This window comes from Natrinema sp. CGMCC1.2065 (assembly GCF_051225675.1).
GTDB classification, from domain to species: domain Archaea; phylum Halobacteriota; class Halobacteria; order Halobacteriales; family Natrialbaceae; genus Natrinema; species Natrinema thermotolerans.
In genome coordinates, this window is record NZ_JBPJSJ010000014.1 from 94,227 (window position 1) to 111,726 (window position 17,500).

At 66.3% G+C, this 17,500-nt stretch carries 18 protein-coding genes, 1 tRNA gene and 1 pseudogene; 14 read left to right on the plus strand and 6 right to left on the minus strand.

Features of this window, described 5'->3' with window-relative positions:
- Window positions 1-67 precede the first annotated feature (67 nt).
- Window positions 68-808, plus strand: coding sequence for a hypothetical protein (locus tag ACSBP4_RS14580; protein WP_435552618.1), 741 nt, complete (start codon window positions 68-70; stop codon window positions 806-808).
- 137 nt (window positions 809-945) lie between these two features.
- On the opposite strand, the gene ACSBP4_RS14585 is transcribed toward ACSBP4_RS14580, so the two are convergent.
- A complete protein-coding gene (locus ACSBP4_RS14585) occupies window positions 946-1,116 on the minus strand; it encodes a hypothetical protein (protein ID WP_435552619.1) in 171 nt (56 codons plus the stop codon).
- 487 nt (window positions 1,117-1,603) lie between these two features.
- On the opposite strand from ACSBP4_RS14585, the gene ACSBP4_RS14590 reads away from it, so the two are divergent.
- From ACSBP4_RS14590 to ACSBP4_RS14625, 8 genes are all read left to right on the plus strand, one after another.
- Complete coding sequence (locus ACSBP4_RS14590; RefSeq protein ID WP_435552620.1) at window positions 1,604-2,932, plus strand: PKD domain-containing protein; 1,329 nt, start codon at window positions 1,604-1,606, stop codon at window positions 2,930-2,932.
- 219 nt (window positions 2,933-3,151) lie between these two features.
- Window positions 3,152-5,374 (plus strand): PAS domain S-box protein, encoded by a 2,223-nt coding sequence (locus ACSBP4_RS14595; RefSeq protein ID WP_435552621.1) that lies wholly within the window; start codon window positions 3,152-3,154, stop codon window positions 5,372-5,374.
- 48 nt (window positions 5,375-5,422) lie between these two features.
- Window positions 5,423-5,749, plus strand: a complete 327-nt coding sequence (locus tag ACSBP4_RS14600; RefSeq protein WP_006181792.1) for a DUF5785 family protein — start codon at window positions 5,423-5,425, stop codon at window positions 5,747-5,749.
- Window positions 5,750-5,821: 72 nt separating this feature from the next.
- Entirely contained in the window at window positions 5,822-6,592 is a 771-nt protein-coding gene (locus ACSBP4_RS14605) for a GTP cyclohydrolase III (RefSeq protein ID WP_006648960.1), read from the plus strand.
- A gap of 84 nt (window positions 6,593-6,676) precedes the next feature.
- Window positions 6,677-7,285 (plus strand): CBS domain-containing protein, encoded by a 609-nt coding sequence (locus ACSBP4_RS14610; protein WP_006648961.1) that lies wholly within the window; start codon window positions 6,677-6,679, stop codon window positions 7,283-7,285.
- Between the two features lie 102 nt (window positions 7,286-7,387).
- Complete coding sequence (locus ACSBP4_RS14615; protein ID WP_049964460.1) at window positions 7,388-8,611, plus strand: phosphoglycerate kinase; 1,224 nt, start codon at window positions 7,388-7,390, stop codon at window positions 8,609-8,611.
- The gene (locus ACSBP4_RS14620) at window positions 8,580-9,095 is read left to right on the plus strand and encodes an N-acetyltransferase family protein (protein WP_435552622.1); all 516 of its coding nucleotides are present in this window, start codon (window positions 8,580-8,582) and stop codon (window positions 9,093-9,095) included. Before ACSBP4_RS14615 ends, ACSBP4_RS14620 begins: the two co-directional genes overlap by 32 nt.
- A gap of 12 nt (window positions 9,096-9,107) precedes the next feature.
- Window positions 9,108-9,181: transfer RNA gene (locus ACSBP4_RS14625), tRNA-Thr, on the plus strand.
- Between the two features lie 260 nt (window positions 9,182-9,441).
- Here ACSBP4_RS14625 and ACSBP4_RS14630 read toward each other — a convergent pair.
- Together ACSBP4_RS14630 and ACSBP4_RS14635 are read right to left on the minus strand one after the other, a co-directional pair.
- On the minus strand, window positions 9,442-9,612 hold the full coding sequence (locus ACSBP4_RS14630; RefSeq protein ID WP_158413747.1) for a hypothetical protein: 171 nt from the start codon (window positions 9,610-9,612) through the stop codon (window positions 9,442-9,444).
- Between the two features lie 70 nt (window positions 9,613-9,682).
- Entirely contained in the window at window positions 9,683-10,099 is a 417-nt protein-coding gene (locus ACSBP4_RS14635) for a thiol-disulfide oxidoreductase DCC family protein (RefSeq protein WP_049964563.1), read from the minus strand.
- Between the two features lie 146 nt (window positions 10,100-10,245).
- Here ACSBP4_RS14635 and ACSBP4_RS14640 point away from each other — a divergent pair.
- Window positions 10,246-11,810: pseudogene (locus ACSBP4_RS14640) on the plus strand (HTTM domain-containing protein).
- A 40-nt stretch (window positions 11,811-11,850) separates the two neighbouring features.
- Here the strand turns inward: ACSBP4_RS14640 and ACSBP4_RS14645 are convergent.
- Window positions 11,851-12,471 carry a universal stress protein gene (locus ACSBP4_RS14645; RefSeq protein WP_435552623.1) on the minus strand — a complete coding sequence of 207 codons (621 nt, stop codon included), beginning with the start codon at window positions 12,469-12,471 and terminating at the stop codon, window positions 11,851-11,853.
- A 219-nt stretch (window positions 12,472-12,690) separates the two neighbouring features.
- Here ACSBP4_RS14645 and ACSBP4_RS14650 point away from each other — a divergent pair, with 219 nt between their 5' ends.
- Together ACSBP4_RS14650 and ACSBP4_RS14655 are read left to right on the plus strand one after the other, a co-directional pair.
- Window positions 12,691-14,259 carry a long-chain-fatty-acid--CoA ligase gene (locus tag ACSBP4_RS14650; protein ID WP_435552624.1) on the plus strand — a complete coding sequence of 523 codons (1,569 nt, stop codon included), beginning with the start codon at window positions 12,691-12,693 and terminating at the stop codon, window positions 14,257-14,259.
- Window positions 14,259-15,059 carry an enoyl-CoA hydratase-related protein gene (locus ACSBP4_RS14655; protein ID WP_006648969.1) on the plus strand — a complete coding sequence of 267 codons (801 nt, stop codon included), beginning with the start codon at window positions 14,259-14,261 and terminating at the stop codon, window positions 15,057-15,059. Before ACSBP4_RS14650 ends, ACSBP4_RS14655 begins: the two co-directional genes overlap by 1 nt.
- A 33-nt stretch (window positions 15,060-15,092) precedes the next feature.
- Here ACSBP4_RS14655 and ACSBP4_RS14660 read toward each other — a convergent pair whose 3' ends face one another.
- Complete coding sequence (locus tag ACSBP4_RS14660; protein ID WP_006648970.1) at window positions 15,093-15,545, minus strand: hypothetical protein; 453 nt, start codon at window positions 15,543-15,545, stop codon at window positions 15,093-15,095.
- A 178-nt stretch (window positions 15,546-15,723) separates the two neighbouring features.
- Between ACSBP4_RS14660 and ACSBP4_RS14665 the strand changes: the two genes are divergently transcribed.
- A complete protein-coding gene (locus tag ACSBP4_RS14665; RefSeq protein ID WP_373630792.1) occupies window positions 15,724-16,413 on the plus strand; it encodes a phosphatase PAP2 family protein in 690 nt (229 codons plus the stop codon).
- A gap of 70 nt (window positions 16,414-16,483) precedes the next feature.
- The gene (locus ACSBP4_RS14670; RefSeq protein WP_435552625.1) at window positions 16,484-17,149 is read left to right on the plus strand and encodes an O-methyltransferase; all 666 of its coding nucleotides are present in this window, start codon (window positions 16,484-16,486) and stop codon (window positions 17,147-17,149) included.
- 33 nt (window positions 17,150-17,182) lie between these two features.
- On the opposite strand, the gene ACSBP4_RS14675 is transcribed toward ACSBP4_RS14670, so the two are convergent.
- A partial coding sequence (locus ACSBP4_RS14675) for a hypothetical protein (protein WP_435552626.1) occupies window positions 17,183-17,500 on the minus strand: 318 nt, incomplete at its 5' end.

Sequence of the window (17,500 nt, forward strand, 5' to 3'; positions counted from 1 at the left end):
CGGACACGACCCATTCGTACCCGAACGGAATGAGCGATTCGGTACCTATCGAGGGAGTCAGAGACGAATGACCGACGACCGTTCGTCGATGGGGCTCGACGCGGACACGGTTCTCGCCGAACGCGTCCGGCAACAACTCGAGAGGTTCCCCGAGAAATTTCGAGAATTGGGTGAAGGCGGCGAGCTGCGGAAGCTCTGTCGGAAGCCGACGACCCTATCGGGTCCGAAGGTACAGCAATCCCCCGAAGACTTCACGGAACAGTACCTCATCGAGCCACTGCTCCACGGGCTCGGGTACTGGAACCCGATCTCCGAGAAGTATACCGGAACTGGACCCCACTTCGTTCGGCGGCCGAGTACCTACCACAAGATCGAGATTAAACGGCCGGACTATCTGCTGAAAAACGTCTCGCCGAAGATCGACTGTATTCTCGAGGCGAAAGCTGCGAACGAGGAGCAAGCGAGCGGTGCGAAGCGAAACGCGACGAGCGATATCGAGGAATACGTCGAATCGAATACGTTCGCGAAGTATCTCGAGAGCCGGGAGAAGCGGTACCTCGTCGCGATTGGAACGGACGGATTTCGGTGGGTTCTCTGGGCGAAAGACGTTCGAACCGGTGAAACGAAAGACGCTATCGCCGAGGTCGATCTGGAAGACGCCATCAGTGCCACCGCGAAACGAGCGACCGTAATCGAAGGCGAACCGGATCGAACGACTGCCGAGATACGCCGCTTTCTTACGAACGAGTTCATTCCACCGTTTGCTGCACGGTCGCTTCCTGACTACGTACAAATGCAGTTCGACTAAAGATCGTAGTCGTCTCGAGCCCCGCTTACGGACCGACCGGCCGACCGACGATGCCGACGGAGAGGTGGTGTGTCGAATGGTGGATTCGCCCGCGACGGCCGACCGGCCGGCTGACCGCCGAGGCTCGAGCCGACCCGCTACTCGAAGCCCGCGAACGTCGCCGGCGGCACCGAACAGCCACAGGGCTGGAGGGTACTCGAGTCGGGGCCGGTGACGACCGACACCGTCACCGGCTCGCCACAGCGGGGACAGTCCGGCAGCGACCAGTCGTCGTCCGACTCCCGGTCGCTCGAGCGGTCCCTAGCCATCGTGATCACCGCGTGCGGCGCGCGTGGCAGAGGCTCCTTGCGTCGGGCGATTTGTGCGTCGTGCGGGACGTTTATATCCCGGAAGTAGTAACGTAATCATGGCTTCGGACCCTTGCGGGTTTGGAAGCCAGTCTCGGGTGCTGTGACACCCGGGGCATTTCGATGCGCCCCCTGTTTCGGAGCCTGACTTCCAGTTAGTACGTTTAGCTGTTCGGACTTATATCTACTGCTAACTGTGTGAAAGCGAAGGTGGTCTGAGACGCGCCGACGGACTCGAGTCGGTCGCTCGAGATGACAGGTCGACGCAACGGCTGCGGGTCTCGAGGTCGCTGTCGACCCCGCTCCCTCGACCGGGGCCGGACTGGCGGGACCGACACTTCCCGGAGGCGTGTGTGGACCCAGCCGCCGTGAGAAGGGAAACAGGTCGCTTGGGGAGAGTATTTGGTCTTTCCACACTTTTTTGAGAAGCTATTGACGAATGCGAGCCATGAGTTGGGACCGACGACGGATACTGCAACTGGCAGGTGCGGTCAGTATTCCCGTCGTTGCTGGCTGCAATGGGGGAGAGCAAAGTAATGAGGACGGACCGACGGGACAGGCCGAGCCCGCGTCGCCGCCCGAGTCACAGCAGGCGAAACTCGCCGCTGACGACGGTGATAGCCGCGACGGGTTCGGCGGGGCGGTCGCGCTGGCCGCCGATGGACAGACGGCGCTCATCGGAGCGTCGGGGGAGGAGGAACCCAATGGCCAGCGAGGGGGAGCGGCATACGTGTTCACCCGAAGCGACGGCGACTGGTCACAACAGGCGAAATTGGCCGCCGAGGACGGGGCCGAAGGGGATCTCTTCGGTATCTCGACGGCGCTGTCCGACGACGGATCGACGGCGCTCATCGGAGCCGACCTCGTGGGACATGGCGTCGGGGCGGCGTACGTCTTCACGCAAGCCGACGGCGAGTGGACCCAACGGGCGAAACTCGTCGCCGACGACGGCGACGAAAACGACAAGTTCGGACGCGCAGTGGCGTTGACCGGCGACGGTGGAACGGCGCTCATCGGCGCCTACGGTGACGAGGATCCGAACGGCACGAACAGGTACAACGACGGTGCTGGCTCGGCGTACGTGTTCGCCCGGAGCGACGGCGACTGGAGCCAGCAAGCGAAACTCGCTGCCGACGACGGTGCCGGCGGCGACGGGTTCGGCTGGTCGGTCGCGATCGCTGACGACGCGGCGACTGCCCTCGTCGGCTGTCTCAGAAGGGACGCCACGTACGTGTTCACCGGAGGGGACGGGTCGTGGGAACAGCAGACGAAGTTCGCGACCGACGAGAGCGACGACCGCACCGGATTCGGGAGTTCGCTGGCGATCGACGACGAGGGGACGACCGCACTGATCGGCGCGTTCGTCGACGCGGAACCGAACGGCGAAAAAGCGGGGTCGGCGTACGTGTTTACCGCCGATGGGGACTCCTGGACCCAACGGGCGAAGTTCGCCGCCGACGACGGCGACAAGAACGATCAGTTCGCTCACAGCGTCGCGCTGTCGTCCGACGGCAGGATCGCGCTGGCGGGTGCCGACCCCGACGCGGACCCCAACGGCGAACGTGCCGGCTCGGCGTACGTCTTCACTGACGCCGGCGGATCGTGGTCGCAACAGGTAAAACTCGCTGCCGACGACGGCGACAAAAACGACCGGTTCGGGCTCGCAGCAGCGTTGGCAAACCGCGGTGGGACCGCCCTCATCGGTGCCGCCGGCGACGAGGACCCGAACGGTGACGGTGATCTCGCTGGCGGTGGGTCGGCGTACGTGTTCGAGTAACGACCCCGCAGTCACGCTGCTCCGAAACCGCGGGCGGAAGTCGGAGCGGTGGGTGGAAGCGAGTTCCGGGAGGGTAGTGCGTACCACCGGGACGGAGTCCGGACGGCAGGGCTCGAGCGATCCCCCGGAAGACGAACGGCTACGTGGCCCGTCGCGACCGATGGGATGTCCGCGAATCTACCAGAATCTATATCAGAGTCGTCGCCCCAGAGACAGTGGATGAACGCTCGAGACGAATCCCGGAACGGGAGCGTCTCGATGGACGGAATTCGCGTTCTCTACGTGGACGACGAACCCCAGTGGGCCGTGAAGATCGCCGAGTTGCTGGACCGACGCGACGTCGCCATCGACACGCTCAGTGCCACCAGCGCCAGCGAGGCCCTCGAGTACCTTGTCGACCGCGAGATCGACTGTATCGTCTCCGAATACGACCTGCCCGACGCCGACGGGCTGGCGCTGCTCGAGGACGCCCGTTCGGAAGTCGACTCGATCCCCTTTCTGCTGGTTACGGGCTCGGGCTCGGAAGCGATCGCGAGCGAGGCGATTTCGGCCGGCGTCACCGACTACGTGCGGAAGGCCGACGACCCGGAGCGGGACGCAGCCCTCGCCGACGCGGTCGTCGACGCCGTCGAGGCGGCCCAGCGCCGCCGGGAACGCGAGCGACAACTCCACGCCGTCGAAACCGCACAGGAAGGGGTCAGCATCCTCGACTCGAGCGGCCGATTCGTCTACGTAAACCGGGCCTACGCCGACCTCTATGGCTACGAGCCGGCGGAGCTGATCGGCGAACACTGGGAACTGATTTACCCGGACGACGAGGTCGCGACCGCCCACGAGGAGATCATCCCGACGGTGATGGCCGAGGGCGAGTGGTATGGGGAAACGACCGGGCTCCGGGCCGACGGCACCACCTTCGTCGAGGCCCACTCGCTGTCGACGACGGGCAACGGCGATCTCATCTGTACGGTTCGGGACATCACGGACCGCAAGGAACGCGAACGCGATCTCGAGCGCTACGAGACGATCATCGAGGCGCTTGGCGATCCGGTCTACACGGTCGGCGACGACGGGCGCTACACCTACGTCAACGACGCCTACGCCGAGATGACCGGCTACGAGAAAGACGAGATCGTCGGCGAGCCGATCTCGTTCCTGCTCGACGACGAGTCCGTCGAGCGCGGGGAAGCGACCGTCGGCTCGCTGCTGTCCGCCGATACCGAGGGCCGCCAGTGTACCTACGAGATCACCATCGAGACGAGCGACGGCGAGCGGATTCGGTGTGAGGACAACGTCTCGCTGTTGCCCCTCGCGGACGGCGCGTACCGCGGCGTCGCCGGCGTCGTCCGCGATATCACCGCCCGCACCGAGCGCAAACGCGAACTCGAGGAGTACGAGACGATCCTCGAGACGATCCCGGACGAGGCCTATCAACTCGACGCCGAGGGCTACATCACGAAGGTCGTCCCGCCGAGCAACGGCGAGGTGACGACGACCGGCTACCGACCCGAGGAACTGGTTGGGGAACACGTCTCGCTGATCATGGACGAAGACGACATCGCCACCGCCGAAGCGGAGATCAGGGCCCTGCTGGCCGATCCGGACCGCAATCACGCCTCCTTCGAGATGGAGACGGTCACGAGAGACGGCAGGCGACGCCCCAACGAGAACCACATCTCGATCCTGCCCTCCGACGAGGACGGCCGCTTTCAGGGGACCGTCGGCGTCCTGCGGGACATCAGCGACCGCAAGGAACGCGAGCGCGAACTGAAAGCCCAGAACGAGCGCCTCGAGCGTTTCGCCAGCATCGTCTCCCACGACCTCCGGAACCCCCTAAACGTCGCGCAGGGCCGCCTCGAGCAGGCCCGCCGGACCTGCGACTGTGACGAGACCCACCTCGAGGAGGTCGCGTGGGCCCACGACCGGATGGGCGTGTTGATCGAGAACATCCTGACGATCGCGCGCGATCGGGATCCACAGCCCGACCCGGAGCCGATCGATCTCGCGGCGATCGTCGACGACTGCTGGGACCACGTCGACACCGGGACGGCCGCGTTGCGGGTCGACACCGACGCCGTCGTTCGGGCCGATCGGGCGCGGCTCAAGCAGTTGCTCGAGAACCTGCTTCGCAACGCCGTGGATCACAGCGACGTCGGCCCCGCGGGCCCCGACGGCGACGGGGACCGCTCCGGCGTCACGATCACGGTCGGCGACCTCGCGGGCGGGGACGGCTTCTACGTCGCGGACGACGGCCCGGGAATCCCGCCCGACGAACGCGAGCGGGTCTTCGAGAGCGGCTACTCGAGCGACGGGGACGGGACCGGCCTCGGGCTCGCGATCGTCGAGCGGATCGCGGCGGCCCACGGCTGGACGGCGACGGCGACCGAGAGCGTGGCCGGCGGCGCACGGTTCGAGCTGGTCGATGTCGACTCGGTCGGCCGGTGACGGCGACGAGGAGAAATCCTTTTGCGGGACCCCCACACACGTCGAGGTATGAGCAACGATTGGCCAGTCGATCCCGACGGCGAGGAGGGCAGCGAGGGGATGCGCAAGTTCGACATGCGAATCATCGCGGACAAGGTCGACGAGGAGGAGGACTTCCCGATGGTGCGCGACGAGTTCGTCGAGGAGTACGGCGACTATCCCGTCCGAATCAACCACGAGACGGTCGTCGCGCTCAGCGACATCTTCGAGTACGTCGAACCCGCGGAGTTCGAGACGATGGTCGACATGCACAAGGCCGTCGGCGCGGCGATGCGCGAGGGCGGTTTCTGGAAGTACCACCCACACGGCAAGGACCCGGAGAAGGTCCACGCCTGATCGGGCGCCCGAGCCATCACGAATCTGGATTACGTATCACTTATACGACGGCGTTCGAAAGGAACGTTCACAGTGACTAACACGCAGGTAACGCTCGTTCAGATCGACAACTACGGCCCCTGGACCGTGACCCCGGAGCCCCGCCGGGAAGCGGACCTCCAGACCATGCAATCCCGACTGTATGCCGACATCTCCCAGTTCGTCGGCAACCGCGACGGCTACACCTTCTTCACCCGGTTCGACAACATCATCGCCGTCACGAACGGCTGCTCGATGGAGGACCACGCGCTCCTCCAGGAGTCGGTCGGCAACCGATACCCCGTGACGCTCAGTCTCGGCGTCGCGACCGGCCGCAGTCCCGTCCAGGCGCTGTCGGACGCGACCGAACGCCTGCAAGACGCCGGCAGCGCACAGGACGAGGACCGTCGGGAGTGTCTCGAGGGACGGGCCATTGACGAGGAGTTCCGGGCCGACGAGGACGTCCAGATCGCCCACTTCGACGTGATCAACGCGACCGGCAACTACACGGACGAACTCAACGCCTTCGACACCTTCATCGAGATCGAGCAGGGCTATGCGGAACTCATGCGCCACATGCGCCACGCCCACGACAGCCTCTCCTTCTTCGTCGGCGGCGACAACGTCATCGTCGTCTGCCCCGATCTCGGGACCGCCGACTACGAGGAGGCGGTCACACACGTCGCGGACGCCGTCGGCGTCGAGATGCAGGTCGGCGTCGGTCGCGGGAAGAGCGCCCACGAGGCCGGCTACGACGCCAAACACGCCCTCGAGACCTGTCGGGCCGACGGGACGCGGGTCGAACTCGAGTGGGAGAACGCCTGAGTTCGGGAGTTAGAGAACTTCGCTCCCGATTTTCTTAAGTGTGGTGGAGGTAGCTTTTAGCCCGTCCGTGTGATCCATACACGTATGGAATCGGAACTGTCCGTCAGGGACGTGCTGACGAGCGAGTACGTCGGCGTCAGCGAATCGGATACCGTACTCGACGTGGTGCGGCTCATGCGCGAGGAACGGACCAGCTGTGCGCTGGTCGTCCGGGGCTCCGAGCCCGTCGGCATCGTGACCGAGTGGGACGTCCTGGAACTGATCGCCGGGGAAGGCGAACCGTCCGCGACGACCGTCGACGAGGTGATGACGACGCCGGTCATTACGGTCGACCCCGCCCGATCGCTGACCGACGTCGCCACCACGATGGCCCGCCAGAACATCCGTAACGTCGTCGTCGACGGCCCGGACGGGATCGTCGGGCTCGTCACCCAGCGCGACGTCATCGCGGCCGCCAGCTCCTTCCAGGCGACGATGACCCCCGCCCGCTCGAGCGAGCCGCCGATCGATCGCGACCGCGGCATCGCCGAGCCCGCGACCGCGCCCCCCGCCGGGGAGGGCGAGGCTGCCGTCCTCCCCAACGGCGGCGACGAGTACACCACCCAGGGCGTCTGCGAGGCCTGTGGCTCGCTCGCGGACGCGCTGTGGGACGCCAACGGCCAACTGGTCTGTTCGGACTGTCGGACGGTGTAGGCCGCTCTCGGAATTCACAACTGCGTGTGGTGTGTCATCAGTCAACGCAGACTATCTCTCCGATAGAAAGACCTTTCGGGTGCCGCAGTGGACTGACCGGTAATGATCGCGACCCTCGACGACCTGGACGTCGAAGGGACTACCGTCGGTGTTCGCGTCGACGTCAATAGTCCGATCGACGACGATGACACGCTCGCGGACGACGCCCGCCTGCGCGCCCACGTCGATACCCTCGCGGAACTGCTCGAGCGGGACGGTCGGGTCGCCGTCCTCGCCCATCAGGGCCGACCCGGCGGCGACGAGTTCGTCTCCCTCGAGTCCCACGCCGAACGGCTCTCGGAGTTGCTCGGACAGCCGGTCGACTACGTGGACGCCACCTTCACCGACGCCGCCCGCGAGGCCGTCAGGGACCTCGAGGACGGCGACTGCGTCGTCCTCGAGAACACCCGCTTCTACAGCGAGGAGTACATGGAGTTCGAGCCGGAGCGGGCCGCCCGGACCCATCTGGTCGAGGGCCTCGAGCCGGTCTTGGACGCCTACGTCAACGACGCCTTCGCGGCGGCACATCGCTCCCAGCCCTCGCTGGTCGGGCTCCCAACGGTCCTGCCGAGCTACGCCGGCCGGGTCATGGAGTCCGAACTCGACGTACTGGGCTCGATCGAGGAGACCGACGAACCCCGCGTCTACGTCCTCGGCGGCGCGAAAGTCTCCGACTCCATCGACGTCGCCTGGTCGGTCCTCGAGAAGGGGTTGGCCGATCACGTCCTCACGGCCGGCGTCGTCGGCAACGTCTTTCTCATCGCCGACGGCGTCGACCTGGGCGACGCCAGCTCCGATTTCATCTACGACCAGGGCTACTGGGACGAGATCGACCGCGCCGCGGATCTGCTCGACGCCCACGGCGACCGGATCGCGCTGCCCCGCGACGTCGCCGTCGACCGGGACGGCGGCCGCCACGAACTCGGCGTCAACGCCCTTCCGCCGGGCGACGGCGAATCCGCCATGGACATCGGCGGGTCGACCCTGGAGTACTACCGGCGCGTCCTCGAGGACGCCGAAACCGTCATCCTCAACGGCCCCGCCGGCGTCTTCGAGGACGACCGCTTCGAGACCGGGACACGACAGCTCTACGACGCCGCGACCGACATTCCCACGAGTATCGTCGGCGGCGGCGACACCGCCTCGGCGCTTCGCCAACTCGGCGTCGAGGGCTTTTCACACGTCAGCACCGGCGGCGGCGCGGCCCTCCGGATGCTCACCGCCGAATCGCTGCCCGCCGTGACCGCACTCGAGAATGCCCCCCAACAACCAGCGGCCGACGATTGAACTCGCCACGCGGGCCGACCTCGACGCTCTCACGGACCTCTGGGTCGACCTCGCCCACGACCAGCGCCGGTACCAGTCGGCGGTCCGCCCCGAGGCCAACCGCGAGGCCATGCGGGAGACGCTCGGGGCCTATCTGGTCAGCGACGGCCTGTTCGTCGCCCGCCTCAAGGGCGCGATCGTCGGCTTCGTCTCGGTGACGGTCGAACGCGGCACCCTCGAACTCGACACCACGCGCGGCCTGCTCTCGAACATCTACGTCCGGCCGGCCTATCGGGGGCAGGGGATCGGCACCGCCCTGCTCGAGGCCGCCGAGGCGTCGCTCGCCGACCGCGGCGTCGACGAACTGCTGCTCGAGGTGATGGCCGACAACGAGGCCGCCCGCCGATTCTACCGCCGTCACGGCTACGATCCGTTCCGCGTGTCGATGACGCGCTCGCTCGCGGACCGCGACGAAAACGATACACACTCAAAGGAGGACGGCTAACCCACGGCCTGCGCCAGGGGAGCATGGGCGGTTCATGCACTCGACTTGTAATCGAGACTTCCGGGGTTCAAATCCCCGCCCTGGCTTGGCTGCTGCGAACGATTTCGTGAGCAGCAGCCACGTCGACTGGGATTTGAAGCAGGGAGCTGCGCTGCTGCGACCGTGGTTCAAATCCCCGGCCTGGCTTTCTACCTCGCGTTCAAACCCCGCCACCGACCCGGTTCGGACCGTCGGTTGCTATCGGCTCCCGTCGAATGTCACGCGCTCGAGACGCGACCGAGCAGTGCCCCACGGAGCCGAGAGACGGCCGTCTCGCGGCGTCTCGGCCGTCGGTTCCGCCGGCGGCCTACCACAGTCCGAGCGCGCGACCGGTCGCGAGGACCGCGAACATCGCCAGTCCGAGCAGGATCAAAACCAGCGCTTCCGCCGAGACGGCGGTGACCAGGGCCCGAGCGACTCGAGTCGGACGACCGGTCGTCCGATCGAGGCGCCAATCGGCCCGCTCGTCGGGTGACACACACGCGGGTACGGGCGGGGACGACTAAAAGCTGTCCGCGGGACGCGGCGGTCGGCGACGCCCCGACGGACTACTCGAGGAACCGGGTTCGAACGTCACCGGTCGGCAGCAGACACTGTTCTTTCTGCCCGAACCAGCGATAGCGACGGGCCGCGACGAAGTCGTAGGCGCGGTCCCGGATCGGGCGCGGGAGATACCGCAGTGCCGACAGGAGGGCGTAGACGCCGCCGAGGTGGGCCGCGATCCGAGCCACGGCCGCGGACTTGACGTAACAGTCGTCGCCCTCGACCAGGACGATCGACTCCAGCGCGTCCGTCGGCAGGTCGTGAGCCGCGAGCAGGTCCTGACCGACGTCGGACTGGAGGGACGCGAAGTGGATCTTCCCCGCCGGATCCCGGGGGACGATGAACTGGACGACCCCGTTACAGAGGTTACAGACCCCATCGAACAGGACGATCGGACTCTCGTCCGGGACCTCGGTACTCATCGGACGGAACGCAGTAGGCAGCGGGGCCAGTTCAGCGTTCCGATCGGCCCCGTCTTCGAACGAGAAGTAATCGCACAAATAGCTGTTTCAGCTTGCACGAAGCATATTCCGTGCCGGACGAGACGCCCGGACGTCTCTCCACGACGATGTCCCGACACCCCTCCATCACTGCCGTCCGCCGGCGACTCTCGAGCGGTGCCGATCGAGTCGCCGCCGGGATCGAACGCCGGTTCGCGATCGACGCGCGAGCGCTGGCAGCGTTTCGGATCGCGCTCGGACTCCTGTTGCTCGCCGACCTCGCGCTCCGGGCTCGAAACCTCGAGGCGTTCTACACCGACGCCGGCGTCCTTCCGCGCCGGGCCCTGTTCTCGGACTACTCGCAGGTGTACTCGCTGCACGCCCTCTCCGGCGAGGCGTGGGCGATCGCGCTGTTGTTCGTTCTAGCGGGCGGCGTCGCCCTCGCGATGACCGTCGGCTACCGGACACGGCTCGCGACGGTCTGCTCGTGGCTGTTGCTCGTCTCCCTGCACGCCCGGAACCCGATGGTCCTCAACGGCGGGGATGTGCTGCTTCGGCTCCTCGTGTTCTGGGCGATGTTCCTCCCGCTGAGCGAGCGCTGGGCCGTCGACGCGCGCCGTCCCGAGGCGGCCCGGGCGACCGTCGCGAACGTGGCGACGATGGCGCTGTTGCTCCAGGTCGTCGTCATGTACGTCTCGAACGCCATCCACAAGAGCCGGGGGGAGCTGTGGTTCGACGGGGAGGCAGTCGCCTACGTCTTCAGCCTCGACTACATGTTCACGTACCTGCTCGGCGACGTCCTCACGGCCTATCCCGAACTGTTGCGGCTCATGACGTATCTGTGGGTGGCGTTGCTCGTCTGTACGCCGCTGTTGCTCCTCCTGACCGGATGGCCGCGAGCGGCGCTGGCTGGTGCATTCGCCGGAATGCACCTCGGAATGCTCGTGACGATGCGGATCGGGCTGTTTCCCCTGGTCGTCGTCGCCGCGCTCGTGCCCTTCTTCCCGCCGGCGTCTGGGATCGGTTGACGGCGGCGGTCGTCCGAGCCGGCCTTGCCGGGCCGCTCCGAAACGCGGTGGAACGACTGCGGCGGTGCCGTCCCGAGCGGTCGATGGCCGACGTGGTCGGGGCCGCCGTCGTGCCGTCGCATCGGTTCCTCACCGCCGGCATCGTCCGCGGCCGGTCGCTGCTATCGACGGCCGTTCCAGCGGTCTTTCTCGTCCTCGTCGTTCTCTCGAACGCCCAGGCACTGGGATACACGCAGGTGCCCGACGCCGGCGAAACGGCCCTCGAGGCCACCGAGACCGACCAGTCGTGGCGGATGTTCGCCCCGGAACCGCTTCGGACCGACGGCTGGTTCCACGCGCCGGCCGACCTCGAGAACGGCTCTCGAGTCGACGCCATGCACCGGTCTGCGGTCAACTGGAACCCACCTCCGAGCCACGAGGACGTCTACCCGACCACGCGGTGGCGGAAATACCTCGCGAACATGGAGAGCGGGGACAACGAGAACCACCAGTCGTACGTATCGAACTACCTCTGTGAGCGGTGGAACGACGACCATCGGACGGACATCGAGCGTCTCGAACTCTACTACATGGCCCAGGAGTCGGAACCGTACAACGAGACCGAACCGGTCACCAGCATCAAACTGCGCGAGTACGACTGCGACGGCGCGTTCGTTCAGGACTGAGACGGGTCGCTGTACCGGTGGTCCAGTGGGGACGCCGACGCTACTCGTCGACCGGTCCCGTCGCGACGCGGGCCTCGCCGGAGACGGCGTCGACGTGGACGTGAACCGGTCCCGCGTCAGTCTCGAGCGGCACGATCCACGAGGCGCTGGTCCGGTGGGGCTGGTCGGCCAGCGCGATACCGTCGTATCCCTCGTTCGCGGCGGTCTTGCGGGCGATGTCCGCGGCCTCCTCGGCGTCGTCGATACGGATGTCGTCGGTCAGTCGGACGGTCACCACGGGGGCGTCGGCCATGCGGACGATCCGTTCGGTGACGCTCCCGACCAGGACCCGGTCGAGCCCGGTCCGGCCCTGCGTCCCCATCACGATCATGTCAATGTCGTTCTCGTCGGCGTACTCGAGGATCGTCTCGTGGGGGACCCCCTGTTCGACGGCCGTCACGGCCGCTACGCCCTCGCGGTCGGCCTCGGCCGCGACGCGCTCGACCGCGCGCTCGGCCGCGGGAATCGCCTCGTCGGTCTGTAGCGTTCCGAGCGGGCCCTCGGGGACGATCGATAGCGCGTGGACCGTCGCATCGAACCGGTCGGCGATCGCCAGCCCGTGGGTGATCGACCGGCGGGTACCGTCGCTCCCGTCCGTCGGAACGAGGATGTCCTGATACATCGACACCGCGAGGGTAGGGAACGCGGCCCTAAATACCCTCGAGTCGATGCTCACGGGCCGGTGACGGTCCACACGGGCCGCTGGTTGCCCCCTCGAAACGACGAGGGCGTATCAGCGATCGGGAGTACTCAGATCGATTATCGATGGTAAGCGATCCCGGCGCGCTCTCCGAACGATGTAAATCTTTTTTACGGTACGCGCGAACGTACCGCACGGACTATGACAAATCTTGTCACTAATCTCGCGGCCGCCGTCGAGGAACACGGCGACAACACCGCGATCGGCTATCAGGGGACGGAAACGAGCTACGAGGAGTTCTGGGGGCAGACGGGTGCCTTCGCGACCGCGCTCGAGGAGCGCGGACTGGGCGCGGGCGACCGTGTCGCGCTCTATCTGCCGAACGTGCCGCCGTTCCTGATCGGGTTCCACGGGACGCTGCGAGCCGGCGGGGTCGTCGTCCCGATGAACCCGCAGTACAAGTCCCGCGAGATCGGCCACCTGCTCGGCGACAGCGAGGCCAAGGTCGTCGTCGCGCTCGCCGACCTCGTCCCCTTCGTCAACGAGGTCCAAGACGAGACGAGCGTCGAACACGTCGTCAGCATCGGCGGCGAGGCCGAGGGCGCGGTCACGCTCGAGGAGTTCCTCGAGCCGGGCGATCCCGATATCGTGGACCGGGCCGACGACGATGTGGCGGTCCAGCCGTACACCTCCGGGACGACGGGCCAGCCGAAGGGCGTCCAGCTCACACACAACAACCTCGCGTCGAACGCGAACTCGGCCGCGAAGCTCATTCCCGATGGGATCCGCGCCGACGACAAAGGACTCGGCGTCCTCCCGCTGTTTCACATCTACGGGATGACCGTCACGATGAACGCGACGCTGTTCAACGGCGGTGCCTTCTACCCGATGCCCGAGTGGGACGCACAGGACGCCGTCTCGCTGATCGAGGACGAGCAGTTGACGATTATGCACGGCGTGCCGGCGATGTACAACGACGTCATCAACCAACCCAACGCCGAGGAGTTCGACCTGTCGTCGGTACGGCTCTGTGGCGTCGGCGGCTCGGGCATTCCGGTCGAGGTCCTGCGCCAGTTCGAGGAACTCTACGAGCCGAAGATCTACGAGGGGTACGGCCTGACCGAAACCAGTCCGATTACCCACTTCAACAGCCCGATCGACGGCCGACGCGTCGGCAGCATCGGAAAGACCGTCCCCGGCGTCGACTCGAAGGTCGTCGATGAGGACTTCGAGGAGATCCCACCGGTCGAGGAGGGACCGATCGACGAGGAAGAGGCCGATCTGCGCGAGATCACCGGCGAGATCGTCGTCGCCGGGCCGAACGTCATGAAAGGCTACTACGGCCTGCCGGAAGCCAACGAGGAAGCATTCACCGAGGAGGGCGGCCGGACGTGGTTCCACACCGGTGACATCGGCTACCACGACGAGGACGACTTCTTCTACGTCGTTGATCGCGAGAAACACATGATCGTCACGGGCGGGTACAACGTCTACCCGCGTGAAGTCGAGGAACTCCTCTTCGAACACGAGGACGTCGCCGACGCCGCCGTCGCCGGCATCCCCGACGAGCGCCGCGGCGAGACCGTGAAAGCGTTCGTCGTCCGCACGCCCGACGGCGACGTGACCGAGGAGGAGATCAAGCAGTACTGTCTGACTAACCTCGCGGAGTACAAACACCCCCGCGAGGTCGAGTTCGTCGACGAACTCCCCCGAACGACCACCGGGAAGGTCCAGAAGTTCAAACTTCGCGAGCAGGAGGGTGAGAACTGATGGCGCTCGGTGACGCGGTCCTCCTCGATCTCGAGGCGGACGGAGCCGCGACGATCACGCTCAACCAGCCCGACCGACGAAACGCGCTCTCCGAGGAGATCAGCACCGGGATCTCCGAAGCCCTCGACGAGATCGAGGGCAGCGACGCCCGCGTCGTCGTCTTACAGGGCTCCGGCGGCTCGTTCTCCGCCGGCGGCGACATCGAGCGGATGACCGAGGCCATCGAGGACGACGTCCCCGCGGACGATCGGGTACGCCGCCTCGAGCGGTCGACGAACGAACTGATCGGGCGACTGGTCGAGTTCCCGATTCCGACGGTGGCGCTGATCGACGGGGCCGCCGTCGGTGCCGGCGCGAACCTCGCGATCGCGTGTGACATCCAACTGGCCAGCGAGGACGCCGCCTTCGGTTTTGTCTTCCGACAGGTCGGCCTGAGCGTCGACGCCGGAACCTCCTATCTGCTGCCCCGGATCGTCGGCGAGAACGTCGCCAAGGAACTCGTCCTGACCGGCGACATCTTCGGCCCCGAGCGCGCGGCGGATCTCGGGCTGGTCAACCACGTCTACGACGCCGACGAGTTCGACGACCGGGCCGACGCGTTCGTCGAAAAAATCGTCTCCGGGCCACCGATCGCCCTGCGCCATGCTAACCGACTCGTCGGTGAAGGGCTGAACAAATCGCTCGAGCAGGCCCTGACCGACGAGGCCGTCGCACAGGGCATCGTCTTCGAGACGGAGGATCACGCCGAGGGCGTCTCCGCCTTCCTCGAGGACCGCGAGCCCGAGTTCGACGGACAGTAGGGAGTCGGCTTCGGGTTTTAGTTCCCCCTCGAGTCACTCGCCTCGGGCTGACCCGCCCAGCGGAACCAGCCTCGAGACCCGCGCGTTCTCCTTGAGCCGGAGGCCGCCGCCGGCCACCGTCAGCGGGATCAGGGGCAGGTGATCCCGGACCTGCATCGACGGATGCGAGCCGCCCCGGGCGAGCAGTTCGTTGCGCGGCTGGAGCTGTACCGGCTCCGTGAGGTCGGTCAGGAACTCGTTGTGCTGGATGACGTACTGGCCCCCATCGAGGTGCCACCAGCCGTACTCGTCGTCGGGGGCCTCGAGTTCCGTGGGGACGGGCTCGAGGTCGGCGTCTGCGAGTTCGTCGCCGCCGAAGTCGAGCCGGCCCGGTGTGGCCACCTCGTAGACGGCACTCACCGTCAGCTCGATCCCGTTCTCATCGACCTGTACCGGTTCGTAGACGAGGTTGTCGACGGCGTCTGCGAGGGGATGGTCGGCGGACATGTTGGGTGAGCTGACGGTGCCGAACGTCAAAAAGGATACTGTCAGCGTCGCTCGAGTCGCGGGGCTGCCCGAACCCAGTAAACTAGACTCCATATAGATTGCAATATATAAATATATGAATAAAATACTGATAACTCATCAATAGTTATTTGAGAAATGGTTTTCAACACACATGTCGATGCGCCCTCCACTCGACCGCCGCGATGTCTGTTACATCGCGATGGTACTCGTCGTTTCGAGCATCGTCGGTATGGCATCGGAACAGTCACCCTACCCGCTCCGTACAGACCTCATGTACGCCGTTGAGGGAAACGCCGTCGCAGTACTCCAACCTGACCCGAACCTTCTCCTGACCGCGCTGTTCGTCATCGTCTATCTTCTCGTGTACCCAGCGCTGCTTCTCGCCACCTATATTAGTTTGAAACACCGCCACGGCCGCACCCGGGCACTCGATTACGTCACCACGTACACGACCGTCCTCGTCGTGTCCATGCCGTTCTTCTACTTCGTGCCCGTCGGCGTCACCGGCTACTACCTGGACGGCGTCGAACCGGTACTGTACGAATCGACCGGCCCGATTCAGACCGTCATGAAAAACGTCGACACCCTCGAAAAGGCGTTCCCGAGCCTGCACGCTGGCCTCGCCGGAACTGCGGCCCTCTACGCACCCAGCGGCTACAAACGGCTCAGTTGGGCGGCCACCGGTGCCATCCTCGCCGCCACGGTATACCTCGGCGTCCACTGGCTCACGGACCTCGTCGTCGGCCTCGCTCTGGCGTACGGCTGCTACCTCGCCACGCCGACGATCCGGGCCTTCCTCGAACGCGTCGAGCCGCGGCCGGAACCGGTCACCGTCACCGACGACTGACCGCGTCGCGTGTCGCCTTCTCGGAGACTGTCAGTGGTTACTATAGTGTCCGGCGGTCGTATTCGCGTGTATGACCGACGTCCTCTCCGATGAGATCGCCCGGTTCGTCCGCGCGGTCGGTCCCGACCCCGACGAAACGCTGCTCGAGATGGACGAGTACGCCGCCGCCGAGGGCTTTCCCCACGTCGGCCCCGAAGTCGGCGCGTTTCTCCGACTGCTGGCCCGACTGACCGACGCCGAGCGGGTCTTCGAGTTCGGCTCGGGCTATGGCTACTCGGCCTACTGGTTCGCCGAGGCCCTGCCAGCGGACGGCGAGATCGTCCTGACCGAGGTCGACGAGGCGGAACTCGACCTCGCCCGCGAGTACATGGCCGCGGGCGGCTACGACGGGATCGCGACGTACGAACCCGGCGACGCGATGGAGACGGTCGACCGCTACGCCGGTCCGTTCGACGTCGTCCTGATCGACCATCAAAAGGAGCGCTACGCGGACGCGTTCGCGGCCGTCCGCGATGAGATACCGGTCGGCGGCGTCATCGTCGCCGACAACGCCATCACCGCCAGCGTCGTCGCGTTCGACGACCTGCTAGCGTGGGCCGAGGGCGACGCCGTCGAGACCAACGATCACACCCAGGGGGTCATCGACTACCTCGAGACGGTCCGGGCGGACCCGTCGTTCGAGACGGTCGTCGTCCCGCTGGGCGAGGGAATCACGGTGAGTTACCGCGTCGAGTAACCGCGAGCGGCGGCGATCGGTACGCGGTCCGTCTCAGGGGCTACTGTAGTCCGAGGTCTCGCCCTCGAGGACTGCGTCGTCGGCCGGGGCCGGCGAGCCGTACTCCCGGAGGCCGAGAAAGAGCGTCGTGCCCACGGCGGCCAGCAGCGTCGCCCACGTGACCGCGGTCACTGCGAGGACGGTCGCGGCGGCGGGTCCCGGTGCGACAGTGCCGAGGGTCTCGAGGCCGGCGGCGTGACCGACGGCGGTCGTCAGAAACGCGAGCCAGAGGGCAAGCGCCGTCCGCGCGAGCGCCCGCCGGCTGACCGAGCCGGCGTGGCGGGCGAGGGCGTAGACGCCGACGACGGCCAC